Source organism: Streptomyces sp. NPDC050842 (assembly GCF_044456565.1).
Lineage (GTDB): Bacteria > Actinomycetota > Actinomycetes > Streptomycetales > Streptomycetaceae > Streptomyces.
In genome coordinates this window covers 268,278-284,783 of the sequence record NZ_JBITGA010000004.1, presented here as the reverse complement: position 1 = coordinate 284,783, position 16,506 = coordinate 268,278, and the positions used below count along the sequence as shown (strand labels likewise).

Annotated in this window: 16 protein-coding genes and 1 riboswitch; of the genes, 15 read left to right on the top strand and 1 reads right to left on the bottom strand. The window is 71.3% G+C overall.

What is annotated here, in order from left to right; all coding sequences use genetic code 11:
• Nucleotides 1-44 precede the first annotated feature (44 nt).
• Nucleotides 45-143: riboswitch (glycine riboswitch) on the bottom strand.
• Between the two features lie 151 nt (nt 144-294).
• The 11 genes from ACIBG6_RS14380 to ACIBG6_RS14330 all read left to right on the top strand — a co-directional run bounded on the left by ACIBG6_RS14380 (nt 295) and on the right by ACIBG6_RS14330 (nt 12,321).
• Complete coding sequence (locus tag ACIBG6_RS14380; RefSeq protein ID WP_399222908.1) at nt 295-969, top strand: AAA family ATPase; 675 nt, start codon at nt 295-297, stop codon at nt 967-969.
• Between the two features lie 140 nt (nt 970-1,109).
• Entirely contained in the window at nt 1,110-1,850 is a 741-nt protein-coding gene (locus tag ACIBG6_RS14375) for an enhanced serine sensitivity protein SseB (protein ID WP_399222907.1), read from the top strand.
• A gap of 89 nt (nt 1,851-1,939) precedes the next feature.
• Nucleotides 1,940-2,731, top strand: a complete 792-nt coding sequence (locus tag ACIBG6_RS14370; protein WP_399222906.1) for an enhanced serine sensitivity protein SseB C-terminal domain-containing protein — start codon at nt 1,940-1,942, stop codon at nt 2,729-2,731.
• A gap of 363 nt (nt 2,732-3,094) precedes the next feature.
• Complete coding sequence (locus tag ACIBG6_RS14365) at nt 3,095-4,132, top strand: ABC transporter permease (RefSeq protein ID WP_399222905.1); 1,038 nt, start codon at nt 3,095-3,097, stop codon at nt 4,130-4,132.
• A 119-nt stretch (nt 4,133-4,251) separates the two neighbouring features.
• Nucleotides 4,252-6,027: an ABC transporter substrate-binding protein gene (locus tag ACIBG6_RS14360; RefSeq protein WP_399222904.1), complete on the top strand. Its 1,776-nt coding sequence runs from the start codon at nt 4,252-4,254 to the stop codon at nt 6,025-6,027.
• Nucleotides 6,028-6,140: 113 nt separating this feature from the next.
• A complete protein-coding gene (locus tag ACIBG6_RS14355; protein WP_399222903.1) occupies nt 6,141-7,139 on the top strand; it encodes an ABC transporter permease in 999 nt (332 codons plus the stop codon).
• Nucleotides 7,136-8,242 carry an ABC transporter ATP-binding protein gene (locus ACIBG6_RS14350; RefSeq protein WP_399222902.1) on the top strand — a complete coding sequence of 369 codons (1,107 nt, stop codon included), beginning with the start codon at nt 7,136-7,138 and terminating at the stop codon, nt 8,240-8,242. Before ACIBG6_RS14355 ends, ACIBG6_RS14350 begins: the two co-directional genes overlap by 4 nt.
• Nucleotides 8,243-8,250: 8 nt before the next feature.
• Entirely contained in the window at nt 8,251-9,420 is a 1,170-nt protein-coding gene (locus tag ACIBG6_RS14345; RefSeq protein ID WP_399223355.1) for an ABC transporter ATP-binding protein, read from the top strand.
• 75 nt (nt 9,421-9,495) lie between these two features.
• The gene (locus ACIBG6_RS14340; protein WP_399222900.1) at nt 9,496-10,173 is read left to right on the top strand and encodes a trimeric intracellular cation channel family protein; all 678 of its coding nucleotides are present in this window, start codon (nt 9,496-9,498) and stop codon (nt 10,171-10,173) included.
• 23 nt (nt 10,174-10,196) lie between these two features.
• On the top strand, nt 10,197-11,066 hold the full coding sequence (locus tag ACIBG6_RS14335) for a thioesterase family protein (protein WP_399222898.1): 870 nt from the start codon (nt 10,197-10,199) through the stop codon (nt 11,064-11,066).
• A 91-nt stretch (nt 11,067-11,157) separates the two neighbouring features.
• Nucleotides 11,158-12,321 (top strand): cysteine desulfurase family protein, encoded by a 1,164-nt coding sequence (locus tag ACIBG6_RS14330; RefSeq protein WP_399222897.1) that lies wholly within the window; start codon nt 11,158-11,160, stop codon nt 12,319-12,321.
• A 12-nt stretch (nt 12,322-12,333) separates the two neighbouring features.
• Here ACIBG6_RS14330 and ACIBG6_RS14325 read toward each other — a convergent pair whose 3' ends face one another.
• Nucleotides 12,334-12,993, bottom strand: a complete 660-nt coding sequence (locus ACIBG6_RS14325) for an N-acetylmuramoyl-L-alanine amidase (RefSeq protein ID WP_399222895.1) — start codon at nt 12,991-12,993, stop codon at nt 12,334-12,336.
• A 60-nt stretch (nt 12,994-13,053) separates the two neighbouring features.
• Between ACIBG6_RS14325 and mnmA the strand changes: the two genes are divergently transcribed.
• The 4 genes from mnmA to ACIBG6_RS14305 are packed head-to-tail and all read left to right on the top strand — an operon-like array spanning nt 13,054 to nt 16,485.
• A complete protein-coding gene (gene mnmA / locus ACIBG6_RS14320; RefSeq protein WP_399222894.1) occupies nt 13,054-14,187 on the top strand; it encodes a tRNA 2-thiouridine(34) synthase MnmA in 1,134 nt (377 codons plus the stop codon).
• Nucleotides 14,188-14,217: 30 nt separating this feature from the next.
• Nucleotides 14,218-14,757: a TIGR00730 family Rossman fold protein gene (locus ACIBG6_RS14315; protein WP_399222893.1), complete on the top strand. Its 540-nt coding sequence runs from the start codon at nt 14,218-14,220 to the stop codon at nt 14,755-14,757.
• Nucleotides 14,758-14,764: 7 nt separating this feature from the next.
• Nucleotides 14,765-15,463, top strand: a complete 699-nt coding sequence (locus tag ACIBG6_RS14310) for an SDR family oxidoreductase (protein WP_399222892.1) — start codon at nt 14,765-14,767, stop codon at nt 15,461-15,463.
• A 2-nt stretch (nt 15,464-15,465) separates the two neighbouring features.
• On the top strand, nt 15,466-16,485 hold the full coding sequence (locus ACIBG6_RS14305; protein WP_399222891.1) for a methionine synthase: 1,020 nt from the start codon (nt 15,466-15,468) through the stop codon (nt 16,483-16,485).
• Nucleotides 16,486-16,506 lie beyond the last annotated feature (21 nt).

The following is a 16,506-nucleotide window of genomic DNA, read 5'->3' as shown; positions in this document are numbered from 1 at the left end:
CCTTGGGTGGGGACACGGCGAGGTGTCCCGCTTTTCAGATCTGCCTCATCCACGCGGTACGGGGCCTGAGAGATTCAAGGGAGGGTCTTGCTCCTTCGGCGTCCGGACGCCGAGGCGTTCCGGAACTCTCCCGCGCGGATTCGAGCGGCCGGTATGAGGTTGTATGGCGACTGAGCGCGCCTGGCGCGCACATCATTGCACGCGTGCTCCGCGTGGCACATCACTTGTATCTCATTACCGCTTCTTTACACTTTGTGGGCAAGGGTCTCCTGAGGCCCGGCAGGGGGAGCAACGATGAGGATCCAGCACACCGGCGCATACGGGACCAGTACCGGCATACCGTCCCAGCGTGCCCGGGCCCGGACCAGGGCCAGAACCGGCCGCCGAGGCCGGATCCTGCGGGACCTGCGCGAGCGCGGCGGCCGGGGCCCCCGCGCCCTCACCTTCGCCGCCGGCGACCTCGTCGTCGTCTCCGGGCTGCCCGGCAGCGGCAAGTCCACCCTCATGAGGCGCGCCGCCGACGGCCGGGGCATCGACTCCCAGGACGTCCGCGAGCGCTGGGAGGCCCGCATGCCGCGCCTCCTGCCGTACGCGGTCTACCGCCCCCTGGTCCGGCTCGCGCACTACGCCGGACTGCGCCGCGCCCTGCGCTCCGGCGCGAGCGTCGTCGTGCACGACTGCGGCACCCAGTCCTGGGTGCGCGGCTGGCTCGCCCGTGAGGCGCGGCGCCGCGGCGGCGCCCTGCACCTGGTGCTGCTCGACGTCGGCCCGGACATCGCGCGCGACGGCCAGCGCGCCCGGGGCCGCGGTGTCTCCGCGTACGCCTTCGCCCGGCACCGGCGGGCCGTCGGCCGACTCCTGAGGGCCGCCGAGTCCGGCGCCCTGCCGCACGGCTGCGCGTCCGCGACGCTCCTCGACCGGGACGCCGCGGACACCCTGCGGAGGATCGGCTTCCGCGACGCGGCCTGAGGGTGCCCCCGACGCGGCCCGAGGGCCGTCCCTCTTGCTCGTACCCCCTGCTTTTGGCCACGGCGGCGCCAGGGCGGCGTTAGGGTGCTGCGGGGCGGCGCGGGAGGGTGCGCCCGCGCGAGAACAGGGGAAGAGGGACCGTGGACGTGACGTGGCCGGGCAATGAGCTCGAAGAGGTGCTGGTCGCCTCGCTCGGCAACCCCGGCGCAGGGGGCCGACTGGTCGAGGTGCTGGGCCGCAGCCCGGTCTGGATCCCGCTGCCCAACGGCGGCGGCCCCGACAGCCCCGATCTGGATCTCGCCACGATGGAGATCGACGGCGCGGCCTTCGTCCCCGTCTTCAGCTCCGAGCAGCAGTTCGTCGCCTGTGTCGGCACGCACATGTCCTACACCGTCGCCCCCGCCCGCGACTTCGCCCGCGGCCTGCCCCCGCAGCTGGGCATCGCCGTGAACCCCGGCGGCACCGTCGGCGTCCCGCTGCCCCCGCCCGCCGTCGCGGAGCTCTGCCGGACCGGCCGCACCCCGCTCGACGGCCCGGCCACCGGCGGCCGCGTCCGGCTCTTCGAGCCCGACTGGCAGGACGACCCCGTCGACTTCCTCGCCGCCGCCTCCGCCGAGTTCGAGGCCACGGGCGTCGTCGCCACCGCCCGCCGCGCCCTCGCGAGCGTCGAGGGCACCGAACCCGCCCTCTTCATCGGCGTCCAGCTCGCCGCCTGGGACGGCGTCGACCGCAACGCCCCCCTGGACGCCCTCGGCCGCGCCCTCGGCCGCGTCGAGGTCGCCTGGCCGGTCAACCTCATCCTGCTCGACATGGCGCAGGACCCGGTCGGCGACTGGATGCTGGAGCGGGTACGCCCCTTCTACCAGCGCGCCGCCGGGTGAGCGGCACCCTGTTTAAGCTGAACTGAATCGGTAGCCGGACAGACGACGTCCGGGCGGACGTGGTGAACGGAAGAGGGGCGGGACCCAGGGTGAGCGCGTCAGGCACCGCTGCGACCGGTCAGGTCGAGCACATGCTGCGCCAGGTGGCACCCGGACGCTACGACGCGTACGAGCGGCTGCTGCACGCCCTGGCCGACGGCGAGGTCTGGATGCTGCTCTGGCAGGGCTCGGCCGGCTCGTCCGACGCCCAGTACGGGAACATGGAGGTCGACGGCTTCGGCTACGCGCCCTGCGTGACCTCCGCGCAGGAGCTCGCCGCCTCCGGCTGGAACCGCGCGCACGAGCTCGTCACCGGCCGCGAGATGGCCCGCGCCCTCTACCCCGACCGCTGGGGCATCTGGCTGAATCCGCACGCCCCCGGCGGCGGTGTCGGCATCCCGTGGGCCGACCTGCGCCGTATCGCCACCGGCCTCGACCGGATGCCCGCCGGGCCGCTGCGCGTCAGCGAACCCGCCCTGGAGATCCCGCAGTTCTACGCCCTGCTCACCCAGAACGCGCACCGCACGCCGGCCGTCCGGTCGCTGCGCCGCGGCTGGGTGCAGCCCGCGCTCGGCTCCCCGTACCTCGCCGTCGGGCTGGATCTGTACGACACCTCCGCGGCCGCCGTCGACTCCGTCCGCGCGATGATGCGCCAGTCGATCTCCGCCGTGCCCGACGGGCTGCCCGTCTCGACGGTCGCTCTCTCCGACGCGTACGACCCGGTGGCCCTCTGGCTGAGTGCCCACGCGCGGCCCTTCTACGACCGTGAGGCGCACGCCGGACGCGGATCCGCCGCCGTGCCGGGATACGGCTACCCGCCGCCTGCCCCGTCCGGATACTGAGACGTCACTCTTCTCCCCTCGCACCCCACCGGCCTCCGGAGTCCTCTCCGGAGGCCGTTGTTCGCCCCAATACCGCACCTCGAACGCCCAGTTGTGTGACATGTCCGATTACGGTGAAGAGGACCCGAGATGGTCCGCTCAGGTGATCGCGACGTCCGGATAACGGAAGTCGCAGCACCGCATCACGTTTGAGCAAACATTCCCCGTCAGGGCTGGCGGGTGATCACAAGCGCATTGAAGACTCCCCGGAACACCGGGCGTTCGGCTCCCTTCGAATCGAAGCCCTGCAGGTTGTTCCACCGAGCCGCTACCCGCGGCAGGGCAAGGGCCGGCTACCGGCGGCCGAGAGGGGTCCTCACCACGATGACGGCACCACTGCACGAGACGAGTGCGGGCGAGTCGACCGCCACCGTCGTCGGCGCGCCCGACGCTCCCGGCACTCCGGACAACTCCGGCAGCTCCGACGCCTCCGCCAAGGCGATCCAGGGCCGCTCGCCCTGGCAGATCGCCTGGACGCGCCTGAAGCGCGACAAACTCGCCCTCGCGGGCGCCTTCGTCGTCGTCTTCCTCATCCTGGTCGCGATCTTCGCCCCGGTCATCGTCGGTCTCCTCGGCCACCCGCCGAACGATTTCCACGAGGACCAGATCGACCCGCTCTTCGGCACGCCGATCGGGTCCTGGGGCGGCATCAGCTCCGACTTCCTCCTGGGCGTCGAGCCGGTCAACGGCCGCGACGTCTTCAGCCGGATCGTCTACGGCGCCCGGATCTCGCTGCTCGTCGCCTTCCTCGCGGCGGTCTTCGCCGTTGTCCTCGGCACGGTCCTCGGCATCGTCGCGGGCTACTTCGGCGGCTGGATCGACGCGGTCCTCAGCCGGGTCATGGACGTCATGCTCGCCTTCCCGCAGCTGCTCTTCACGATCGCCCTGGTCTCGGTGCTGCCCAACGAGCTCCTCGGCCTCGACGGCTCCGGCGTGCGCATCGCCGCCCTGGTGCTCGTCATCGGCTTCTTCGGCTGGCCGTACGTGGGCCGCATCGTCCGCGGCCAGACCCTCTCGCTGCGCAACCGCGAGTACGTCGAGGCCGCCCAGAGCCTGGGCGCCGGCCGCCTCTACATCCTGCGCCGCGAGCTGCTCCCCAACCTGATCGCCCCGATCATGGTCTACGCGACCCTCATGATCCCCACCAACATCCTCACCGAAGCGGCGCTCAGCTTCCTCGGCGCGGGTGTGAAGCCTCCCACCGCTTCCTGGGGGCAGATGCTGTCGACGGCCATCACCACGTACGAGGCGGACCCCGTCTTCATGGTGATCCCGGGCCTCGCGATCTTCATCACCGTCCTGGCGTTCAACCTCTTCGGCGACGGCGTGCGTGACGCGCTCGACCCGAAGGGCTCCCGCTGACCGCTCGTCGACGGACCCAAGACGACACAAGCCCCGCCCCTGCCGCTGGCGACAGGAGGCTCATCCCCCAACGGCGGACCGACATGACGGCCGCCACTACTCCGGAGGTTGCGAGACCCATGACTCTGATGAGCTCTCAGAGGCGCAGAATCGCCGCGGGCGCGCTGCTGGCAGCGGCCACGATGGTCGTCACCACCGCGTGCGGCGGCGGTGACGGTGGCAAGACCGAGGGCAAGGACGGCAAGACGGGCACGGCCGGCTTCAACGCCGCCGTGAACAAGGTCGCCAACCCCTCGGACAAGAAGGGTGGCGAGCTGAAGTTCATCGGCTCGCAGGAGGCCGACTCGTGGGACCCGCAGCGCGGCTACTACGGCTTCGTGTGGGACTTCGCCCGCTACTACACCCGCCAGCTGGTCACCTTCAAGGCCGAGCCGGGCGCCGCCTCCACCGAGCTCGTCTCGGACCTCGCCACCGACACCGGCAAGGTCTCGGCCGACGGCCTGACCTACACCTTCACGCTGAAGGACGGGGTCGCCTGGGAGGACGGCAAGCCGATCACCTCCAAGGACATCAAGTACGGCATCGAGCGCATCTGGGCCCAGGACGTCATCTCCGGCGGCCCGATCTACCTCCAGCAGGTCCTGGACCCCAAGGGCGAGTACAAGGGCCCGTACAAGGACACCTCCGCGGACAAGCTCGGCCTGAAGGCGATCGAGACCCCGGACGACAAGACCATCATCTTCAAGCTGCCGGTCGCCAACGGTGACTTCCTGCAGATGCTGGCCATGCCCGCCGCGTCCCCGGTCCGCCAGGACAAGGACACCAAGGCCAAGTACCAGCTGAAGCCCTTCTCGTCCGGCCCGTACAAGTGGCAGTCGTACACGCCGAACAAGTCGATCAAGCTCGTCCGCAACGACAAGTGGGACGCGAAGACCGACACCGTCCGCAAGGCGCTGCCGGACAGCGTCAGCGTCACGTTCACCACGAACGCCGACGACATGGACAACCGTCTGGTGGAGGGCGAGTACGACCTCGACATCAACGCGACGGGTGTCGGCGCAGCCGCGCGCCAGAAGGTGCTCCAGCAGCACAAGGGCAACGTCGACAACCCGCAGACGGGCTTCATCCGCTACGCGGTCTTCCCGCAGACGGTGATCCCCAACATCGAGTGCCGCAAGGCCATCATCTACGCGGCCGACTCCAAGTCCCTCCAGACCGCCCGTGGTGGCCCGCAGGGTGGTGGCGACATCGCCAGCAACATGCTGCCGCCGGCGCTCAAGGGAGCCGACGCGAAGGCCGACCCGTACGGCAAGCTCGGCGGCGCGCCGGACCTCGCCAAGGCGAAGGAAGCGCTCAAGAAGTGCGGTAAGCCGGACGGCTTCAAGACCACGATCGCGGTCCGCAACAACAAGAAGGTCGAGATCGCGACCGCCGAGTCCCTCCAGAACTCGCTGAAGGCCGTCGGCATCGACGCCCAGATCGACCTGTTCGACGGCGCCCAGACGTCCGGCATCATCGGTTCGCCGAAGGTCGTCAAGGACAAGGGCTACGGCATCATCATCATGGGCTGGGGTGCCGACTTCCCGACCGGGCAGGGCTTCCTCCAGCCGCTGGTCGACGGCCGCTTCATCCTCCAGAGCGGTAACAACAACTTCTCCGAGCTGAACGACAAGGCCATCAACGGCCTGTTCGACCAGGCGCTGAAGGAGACCGACCCCGACAAGGCCGGCGAGCTCTACAAGCAGATCAACACGAAGGTCTCGGAGGCCGCGGTCTACCTGCCCTTCACCCACGAGAAGAACATCATCTGGCGCAGCTCCCGGCTGACCAACGTCTACACGGCGGACGCCTACAACGGCCGCTACGACTACGCGTCGCTCGGCGTCGTCAAGTAATCCGACCCGCTTCACGGCGCACCACCCGCCGCCAGGTCCGAAGGGCAGGTGATGGCCGAGGGCGGCGGCAGGGGAATCCGATCGGGTTCCCCTGCCGCCGACCGGCCGACCGCATGCTTGCATACATAGTCCGACGGCTCTTCGCAGTCGTCGCGATGCTGCTCGTCGTCACACTCGTGACGCTCAGCATCTTCTTCCTCATCCCCAAGATGACCGGCAGCGACCCTGCCGCGATGTTCGTCGGCAAGCAGGCGGATCCGGCTTCCATTGAGGGCATCCGTCAGAAGCTGGGCCTGGACGAGCCGATCCTGGTTCAGTTCTGGCACTTCGTCTCCGGCATCTTCGTCGGCCGGGACTACACGGGCGGTGGCGAAACCATCCACTGCGCGATGCCCTGTTTCGGCTACTCGTTCCGCACCGAGCAGGAGGTGTGGACGATGATCGTCGACGCCTTCCCCGTGACCCTCTCCATGGTCCTCGGCGCCGCGGTGCTGTGGCTGGTCCTGGGCGTGTCCACGGGTGTGATCTCCGCGCTCAAGCGCGGCACGATCATCGACCGCGCGGCGATGATCACCGCGCTCGCGGGCGTCTCGCTCCCCATCTTCTTCACCGCCATGCTGGCGATGCTCGTCTTCCGCACCCAGCTCCAGTGGGTCGACGCCACGTACACGCCGATCACCGAGTCCTTCACCGGCTGGTTCGGCGGCCTGCTCCTGCCCTGGGTGACCCTCGCCTTCCTGTACGCGGCGATGTACGCGCGGCTCACCCGCGCCACCATGCTGGAGGTCCTCGGCGAGGACTACATCCGTACGGCGCGGGCCAAGGGTCTGCCGGAGCCGGTCGTGCTCGGCAAGCACGCGATGCGCTCCACCATGACCCCCATCCTGACCATCTTCGGCATGGACCTCGGCGCCCTCGTCGGCGGCGCGATCCTGACGGAGACCGCGTTCAGCCTGCACGGCCTCGGCGGCCTGGCCATCAAGGGCGTGAGCGAGCGTGACCTGCCGCTGATCCTGGCCGTCACCCTCATCACCGCCGCCTGCGTGGTCGTCGCCAACCTCGTCGTGGACCTTCTGTACGCGGTGATCGACCCCCGAGTGAGGCTCGCATGACCGACAAGCTGACGAAGACGGGCGCGGCGCTCGGAGAGCCCGTCGCCCGCTCGAAGGACGCCCCGTCGGACGCCTTCCTCGACGTACGCGACCTGAAGATCCACTTCCCGACCGACGACGGTCTGGTCAAGTCGGTCGACGGCCTCAGCTTCCAGCTGGAGAAGGGCAAGACCCTCGGCATCGTGGGCGAGTCCGGCTCCGGCAAGTCGGTCACGTCGCTCGGCATCATGGGCCTGCACACGGTCGGCCAGTACGGCCGCCAGAAGGCGAGGATCTCCGGCGAGATCTGGCTCAACGGCCGCGAGCTGCTCTCCGCGGACCCCGACGAGGTCCGCAAGATGCGCGGCCGCGAGATGGCGATGATCTTCCAGGATCCGCTGTCCGCGATGCACCCGTACTACACGATCGGCCACCAGATCGTGGAGGCGTACCGCGTCCACCACAACGTGGACAAGAAGACGGCGCGCCGGCGGGCCGTCGAACTCCTCGACCGGGTCGGCATCCCCGAGCCCGCCAAGCGGTTCGAGAACTACCCGCACGAGTTCTCCGGCGGCATGCGCCAGCGCGCGATGATCGCCATGGCGCTCGTCAACAACCCCGAACTGCTCATCGCGGACGAGCCGACCACCGCGCTCGACGTGACCGTGCAGGCGCAGATCCTCGACCTGATGCGGGACCTCCAGAAGGAGTTCGGCTCGGCGGTCGTCATCATCACCCACGACCTCGGCGTCGTCGCCGAGCTCGCCGACGACATCCTCGTGATGTACGGCGGGCGCTGTGTCGAGCGCGGACCGGCCGAATCCGTCTTCTACGAGCCGCAGCACCCCTACACCTGGGGTCTGCTCGGCTCGATGCCGAGGATCGACCGCGAGCAGACCGAGCGGCTCATCCCGGTCAAGGGCAACCCGCCCAGCCTCATCAACATCCCGAGCGGCTGCGCCTTCAACCCCCGCTGTCCGTACGCGGACGTCCCCAAGGGCGGCATCACGCGCACCCAGCGGCCCGAGCTGACGCCGGCCGGCGACCGCCACTTCTCGGCCTGCCACATGCCGCAGGAGGAGCGCACCCGGATCTGGACCGAAGAGATTGCGCCGAAACTGTGAGCGAGACCATGGAACCCCTCCTCAAGGTCACCGGCCTGAAGAAGCACTTCCCCATCAAGAAGGGGCTTCTCCAGCGCCAGACCGGCGCGGTCAAGGCGGTCGACGGGATCGACTTCGAGGTCCTGCCCGGTGAGACCCTCGGCGTCGTCGGCGAGTCCGGCTGCGGCAAGTCCACGATGGGCCGGCTCATCACCCGGCTGCTGGAACCGACCGACGGCACGGTCGAGTTCCAGGGCAAGGACATCTCCCACCTGGGAGTCGGCGGGATGCGCCCCTTCCGCCGGGACATCCAGATGATCTTCCAGGACCCGTACGGTTCGCTGAACCCGCGCCACACGGTCGGCACGATCGTCTCCGCCCCGTTCAAGCTCCAGGGCGTCGAGCCCGAGGGCGGTGTGCGGAAGGAGGTCCAGCGCCTCCTGGGTCTCGTGGGCCTCAACCCCGAGCACTACAACCGCTACCCGCACGAGTTCTCGGGCGGTCAGCGCCAGCGCATCGGCATCGCCCGGGCCCTGGCCCTGAAGCCGAAGCTGGTGGTGGCGGACGAGCCGGTGTCGGCCCTGGACGTCTCCATCCAGGCCCAGGTGGTCAACCTGCTGGACGACCTCCAGCAGGAGCTCGGCCTCACGTACGTGATCATCGCGCACGACCTCTCGGTCATCCGGCACGTCTCGGACCGCATCGCGGTGATGTACCTCGGCAAGGTCGTCGAGCTCGCGGACCGCAAGTCCCTGTACGAGAACCCGATGCACCCGTACACCCGGGCCCTGATGTCCGCGGTCCCGATCCCGGACCCGCGCCGCCGGGGCGCCAAGAGCGACCGCATCCTGCTCACGGGCGACGTCCCGTCCCCGATCGCGCCGCCGCCGGGCTGCCGCTTCCACACCCGCTGCTGGAAGGCGACGGACCTCTGCAAGACCCAGGAGCCCCCGCTCCTGGAACTCCGGCCGGGCCAGCGCGTGGCCTGCCACCACCCGGAGAACACGGAGGGCCTGACGATCCCGGGGGCCCGGGAGTCGGTCGAGATCACGAAGACCGAGGAGAAGGCGACGGACGTCGAGGCGGAGTCCGCGACCGAGGCCTCGACCGAGGCCGAGTCCGCGACCGAGGCCGAGTCCGCGGCGGCGCCCGAGTCCGACCCGGAGCCGTCGACCGAGGGCGAAGCGCCCAAGGCGTGACACCCGGAGGCCCCTGCCGCACCCATGCGGCAGGGGCCTCCGCCGTCCCACGGAGACAACCGGCACAATTGGGCGGTGCTCCACACTCTGTTCAGCCCCGATGTCCAGCACGCCCTGGACCTCGTCGGCATCTTCGTCTTCGCCATCTCCGGCGCGCTCCTCGCCGTCCGCAAGAACTTCGACGTCTTCGGCATAGCGGTCCTCGCCGAGGTCACCGCCCTCGGCGGCGGTCTCCTCCGCGACCTGATCATCGGCGCCGTACCCCCGGCCGCCTTCACCGATCTCGGCTACTTCGTCATGCCGCTGGTCGCGACCGTCCTCGTCTTCTTCCTCCACCCCGAGGTCGAGCGGACCCAGCGCGCCGTCAACGTCTTCGACGCGGCCGGCCTCGGGCTGTTCTGCGTGACCGGCACGACGAAGGCGTACGACTACGGCCTCGGCCTCACCGCCTCCGCCGCGCTCGGCCTCGCGACCGCCGTCGGCGGCGGCGTCCTGCGGGACGTGCTCGCCAACGAGGTGCCGTCCCTGCTGCGCTGGGACCGCGACCTGTACGCCGTCCCCGCGATCGTCGGAGCGACGATGGTCGTCCTCTGCATCCGCTTCGACATGCTCAACGCCTTCACCAGCGGCGCCGCCGTCCTCACGGCCTTCGTCCTCCGCCTGCTCGCGATGCACTACCACTGGCGCGCGCCCCGCGCCTGGAACCGCCGCTCCTCCGCCCGCGAGGAACCGGAAAAAGCTACCGCTCAGTAATGAGCCGGTGTACCGTCGGATCCATGAGCACGAGCACCGAGACGACCGCCGCCGCGACGACCGCCGTCGAGACCGCGAGCGAGTTCGACCGCGACACCGCCGTCACCCTCCGGGCCCCCGGCGTCTACGACGCCGACCTCTCGGCCGGCTGGACGATCATCCAGGCCGTCAACGGCGGCTACCTCCTCGCGCTGCTCGGCCGCGCCCTCGGCGACCACCTCCCGCACCCCGACCCGTTCACGATCTCGGCGCACTACCTCACGCCGTCCGTGCCCGGTCCCGCGGTGATCCGGACCGAGACCGTCCGCACCGGCCGGACCCTCTCCACCGGGCAGGCCTCGCTCTTCCAGTACGCCGAGGACGGCACCGAGGTCGAGCGCATCCGCGTCCTCGCCTCGTACGGCGACCTCGACGCCCTCGCCGACGACGTCCGCACCACCGCGACGCCGCCCGCGTTCGCCCCGATCGAGAACTGCTTCAGCGCCGCCGACAACCCGGCCCCGAGGATCCCCGGCTCCTCCGCCATCGCCGACCGCCTGGACCTCCGCCTCGACCCGGCCTGCGTGGGCTGGGCGATCGGCGCCCCGTCCGGCAAGGGCGAGATGCGGGCCTGGTTCGGCCTCGCCGACGGCCGCGAGCCGGACGCGCTCTCCCTGCTGCTCACGGTCGACGCGCTGCCGCCGACCTCCTTCGAGCTCGGCCTCAAGGGCTGGACCCCGACCGTGGAGCTCACCACCCACGTCCGCTGCCGCCCGGCCCCCGGCCCCCTGCGGGTCTCCATCACGACCCGCAACCTCGCCGGCGGCTTCCTGGAGGAGGACGCCGAGGTCTGGGACAGCGCCGACCGCCTGGTCGCCCAGTCCCGCCAACTGGCCCGCGCCCCGCGCGGCTGAACGCCCGGGCGGCCCGCGTGACGGCGAGAGCAGGGGCGTAAACAGGCCGGGCGCCGGGGCCGCCGCGGTGGACTCGTAGAATCGACCCACCATGGCTTACCTCGACCACGCCGCGACCACGCCCATGCTTCCCGAGGCGATCGAGGCGATGACCGCCCACCTCGCCGTCACGGGCAACGCCTCCTCCCTGCACGCCCCCGGTCGGCGCGCCCGGCGGACCGTCGAGGAAGGGCGCGAGACGCTCGCCGCCGCGCTCGGCGCGCGGCCCAGCGAGGTCGTCCTCACCTCCGGCGGCACCGAGGCCGACAACCTCGCCGTGAAGGGCCTCTACTGGGCCCGCCGCGACGCCGACCCGCGCCGTACCCGCGTCCTCGCCAGCCCGGTCGAGCACCACGCCGTCCTCGACGCCGTCGACTGGCTCGCCACCCACGAGGGCGCCGACGTCGAGTACCTGCCCGTCGACCGCTACGGCCGGGTCCACCCCGAGGCCCTGCGCGAGGCGATCGCCCGCGACCCCGGGTCCGTCGCCCTCGCCACCGTCATGTGGGCGAACAACGAGATCGGCACCGTCATGCCGGTCCGCGGACTCGCCGACGTCGCCGCCGAGTTCGGCGTACCCCTGCACGCCGACGCCGTCCAGGCCGTCGGTCAGGTCCCGGTCGACTTCGCCGCCTCCGGCCTCGCCGCGATGACCGTCTCAAGCCACAAGATCGGCGGCCCGTACGGGATCGGCGCCCTCCTCCTCGGCCGTGAGTACACCCCCGTGCCCGTCCTGCACGGCGGCGGCCAGGAGCGGCACGTCCGCTCCGGCACCCTCGACGTGCCCGCCGTCGCCGCCTTCGCCGTCGCCGCCCGGCTCGCCACCGAGCGCCGCGAGGAGTTCGCCCGCGAGGTCGGCGCCCTGCGCGACGAGCTCGTCACCGCCGTCCGCACGCTCGTCCCCGACGCGATCCTCGGCGGCGACCCCGTCGAGCGGCTCCCCGCCAACGCCCACTTCACCTTCCCGGGCTGCGAGGGCGACTCCCTGCTCCTGCTGCTCGACGCCGCCGGCATCGCCTGCTCCACCGGCTCCGCCTGCACCGCCGGCATCGCCCAGCCCAGCCACGTCCTGCTCGCCACGGGCACCGACCCGGACCTGGCCCGGGGCACCCTGCGCTTCTCCCTCGGCCACACCTCCACCGAGGAGGACGTGACGGCCGTCGCCGAGGCGATCGGCCCGGCCGTGGAACGCGCGAGGACCGCCGGCCTCAGCTAGGGGGAACGCCCGTCACACGGGCTTCTTCGACGCCTCGCGCACGAGCCGCAGATAGCGGTCCCAGTCCCAGTGCGGCCCGGGGTCGGTGTGGTCGGTGCCCTCGACCTCCACGTGCCCGATGATGTGCTCCCGGTCCACGGGTATCCCGTGCCGGGCGCAGATGTCGGCCGTCAGCCGCGCCGACCCCGCGTACATCGCCGCCGTGAAGTCCTGCGGCCGGTCGACGAAGCCCTCGTGCTCGATGCCGATGCTCCGCTCGTTCATGTCGCGGTTCCCCGCGTGGAACGCGACGTCGAGCTCCCGGATCATCTGCGCCACATGGCCGTCCTTGCGGACGACGTAGTGCGCGGCGGCCCCGTGCCCCGGGTTCTTGAAGACCTTCAGCGCGGTCGCGTAACTGCCCTGCACGACATGGATCACGACCCGGTCTATCCCGTAGTCGTCCGGCCGGTCGGCCCGCCGCCAGTTCGCCCGCGCCGCCGACGTCCACTCGGCGCCCTTGTGGTCGAGCTCGCCCTCGACGCGCTTCTTCTCCATGCCCGGCAGTCGCCACCACGCGCGCGCCAGCTCGTCCCTGGCCAGCGCGGCCGTGCCCAGCACGGCGACCCCGCCGCCGAGCAGGACGGCCCGCCGCCCCACCCGCCTGTCCGCACCGCTCCCCTTGCTCCCCATGCCCAAGAGAACGCTTACTCCCGCGACCATGGTTCCCGGGCCCCGTACCCTGGTAGGGCTATGACTCAGACCCAGCCCTCGCGCCCCCTCCGCGTCCTTGCCGCCATGTCCGGCGGTGTGGACTCCGCCGTCGCCGCCGCCCGTGCCGCCGAAGCGGGCCACGACGTCACCGGCGTGCACCTCGCGCTCTCCGCGAACCCGCAGTCGTTCCGTACCGGAGCGCGCGGCTGCTGCACGATCGAGGACTCGCGCGACGCCCGCCGGGCCGCCGACGTCATCGGCATCCCGTTCTACGTGTGGGACCTCGCCGAGCGGTTCCGCGAGGACGTCGTCGACGACTTCGTCGCCGAGTACGAGGCGGGCCGCACGCCCAACCCCTGCCTCCGCTGCAACGAGAAGATCAAGTTCGCGGCGCTGCTCGACAAGGCCCTCGCCCTCGGCTTCGACGCGGTCTGCACCGGTCACTACGCCACGGTCGTCCTCAACGACGACGGCACGCGCGAGCTGCACCGCGCCTCCGACATGGCCAAGGACCAGTCGTACGTCCTCGGCGTGCTCGACGAGAAGCAGCTCGCCCACGCGATGTTCCCCCTCGGCGACACCCTCACCACCAAGGACGAGATCCGGGCGGAGGCCGAGCGGCGCGGGCTCGCGGTCGCGAAGAAGCCCGACAGCCACGACATCTGCTTCATCGCCGACGGCGACACCCAGGGCTTCCTCGCCTCCCGCCTGGGCAAGGCGGAGGGCGACATCGTCGACGAGGCCGGCGCGAAGGTCGGCACCCACGAGGGTGCGTACGGCTTCACCATCGGCCAGCGCAAGGGCCTGCGGATCGGCCACCCGGCCGCCGACGGCAAGCCCCGCTACGTCCTCGACATCTCGCCCGTGAACAACACGGTGACGGTCGGCCCCGTCGAGGCCCTGGACGTCACCGCCCTCACCGCGATCAAGCCCCGCTGGTGCGGCACGGCCCCCGAGGGCTCCGGCCGCTACACCGCCCAGCTCCGCGCCCACGGCGGCGAGACCGAGGTGACGGCCGTCCTGGCGGACGGCGAGCTCACGGTCGCCTTCGAGGAGCCCGTCCGCGGCGTGGCCCCCGGCCAGGCGATCGTGCTCTACGACGGCACGCGCGTCGTCGGCTCGGCCACGATCGCCACGACGACCCGCCGCACGACGGAGCCCACCCCGGCGTAGCCCCGCTCGGCACCCCCTACGGTGGAGCGCATGAACATCTGCGTCTTCCTCTCCGCCGCCGACCTCGACGAGCGCTACACGGCTCCGGCGCGCGAGTTCGCCGGCCTCCTCGGCAAGGCCGGCCACACGCTCGTGTGGGGCGGCTCCGACACGGGCCTGATGAAGGTCGTCGCGGACGGCGCCGAGGAGGCGGGCGGCCGGCTCGTCGGCGTCTCCGTCGACTTCCTCCAGGCCAAGGCCCGCCCGGGCACGGACGAGATGGTCGTCACCCGGGACCTGGCCGAGCGCAAGGCGCTCCTCCTCGCCAAGTCCGACGCGATCGTCGTCATGGTCGGCGGCATCGGCACCCTCGACGAGGCCACCGAGATCCTGGAGCTGAAGAAGCACGGCAAGCACACCAAGCCGGTGGTCCTGCTCAACACGGCGGGCTTCTACGACGGTCTGAAGACCCAGCTCCGCCGCATGGAGGACGAGGGCTTCCTGCCGATCCCGCTGACCGACCTCGTCTTCTTCGCGGAGGACGGCCCGACGGCCCTCGCATACCTGGAGGGGAACATCGCCTCCCGCTGATGCGAGCATGGTGCCCATGGCTACACATGTGATCACCGGAGCCGGTTCCGGCATCGGCGCGGCCGTCGCGCGCCGCCTCCACGCGCGCGGGGACGAACTCGTGCTGCACGCGCGCGACGCGGGACGGGCCAAGGAGCTCGCCGCGGAGTTCCCCGGCGCGCGGACCCTCGTCGGGGACCTCGCCGACCCGGACCGGCTGTCCTGGGCCTTCTCGCACCAGACCATGCCGGAGCGGGTGGACAGCCTGCTGCACATCGCGGGCGTCGTCGACCTCGGGCCGGTCGGGGACCTCACCCCGAAGACCTGGCACCACCAGCTCAACGTCAACCTGATCGCCCCGGCCGAGCTGACCCGGCACCTCCTGCCCCAGCTGCGGGTCTCCCAGGGCCACGTCGTGTTCGTGAACTCGGGCGCCGGGCTCGCCGCGCACGCCGAGTGGAGCGCGTACGCCGCCTCCAAGCACGGCCTCAAGGCCCTCGCGGACTCCCTGCGCCACGAGGAGCACGCCCACGGCGTGCGGGTGACCTCGGTCTACCCGGGCCGCACCGCGAGCCCCATGCAGGCGAAGGTGCACCAGCAGGAGGGCAAGGAGTACGACCCGTCGAAGTGGATCGACCCGGAGTCGGTCGCGACGGCGATCCTCACCGCGATCGACCTGCCGCGCGACGCCGAGATCAACGACCTGACCGTCCGTCCGGGGCGATAGGCATGAGCGACGCAGACGCAGCCAAGGGCGACGCGAGGGCCTTCGGCCCCGCCACCGGCGTAGGGTCCCTGCCCGGCGGCGACGCCCGCGAGGCCGCGAAGACGGTCACCGGATCCTTCGAGGACTTCCCCTTCCTCGCGGAGCTGCCCGCCCGCGGGCCCGGCGCCGACATGATCGGCCGGACCATCGGGATGCTCGTCGACTTGTACGCGCACGTCGAGCCGAGCGGCTGGCGGCTCAGCGACCGGCCCGGCCGGGACACCAAGCGGGCCCGCTCCTGGCTCGGCGAGGACCTGGACGCCCTGGAGGAGTTCACCCAGGGGTACGATGGCCCGCTCAAGGTGCAGGCGGTGGGCCCGTGGACGCTCGCCGCCGCCCTGGAGCTGCGCGGCGGGGAAGCCGCCCTCAGGGACGCCGGCGCCTGCCGCGACCTGGTCGGCTCCCTCACGGAAGGCCTCCGCACCCACCTCGCGGAGCTGGCCAAGCGGATCCCCGGCGCCCGGATCGTCCTCCAGCTCGACGAGCCCTCGCTCACGGCCGTCCTGGGCGGACGCGTCCGTACCGCCAGCGGCTACCGCACCTACCGGGCCGTCGACCGGCAGGTCGCCGAAAGCGCCCTGCGGGAGGTCGTCGCGGTCCACGACGGGCCGGTCGTCGTCCACTCCTGCGCCCCCGACGTCCCCTTCGCGCTGCTGCGCCGGGCCGGCGTCGCCGGGGTCTCGTTCGACTTCGGGCTCCTCACCGAACGTGACGAGGAGTCGATCGGCGAGGCCGTGGAGGCAGGCACGAAGCTCTTCACCGGTGTGGTGCCGTCCACCGACGGCCCGTTGTCGGACCCGGGCGGTAGCGTCATGGGTGTCAGGACGCTGTGGCGCAGGCTGGGGCTGAATCCGGGGACTCTCGCCGAGTCCGTGGTCGTCACCCCCACGTGCGGGTTCGCGGGCGCTTCGCCCGCCTACGCCCGCGCGGCGCTCGCCCACTGCGCCCGGGCGGCGAGATCGCTCGCGGACAACCCAGAGTGACCGGGTTTCGAGGCACGGGAG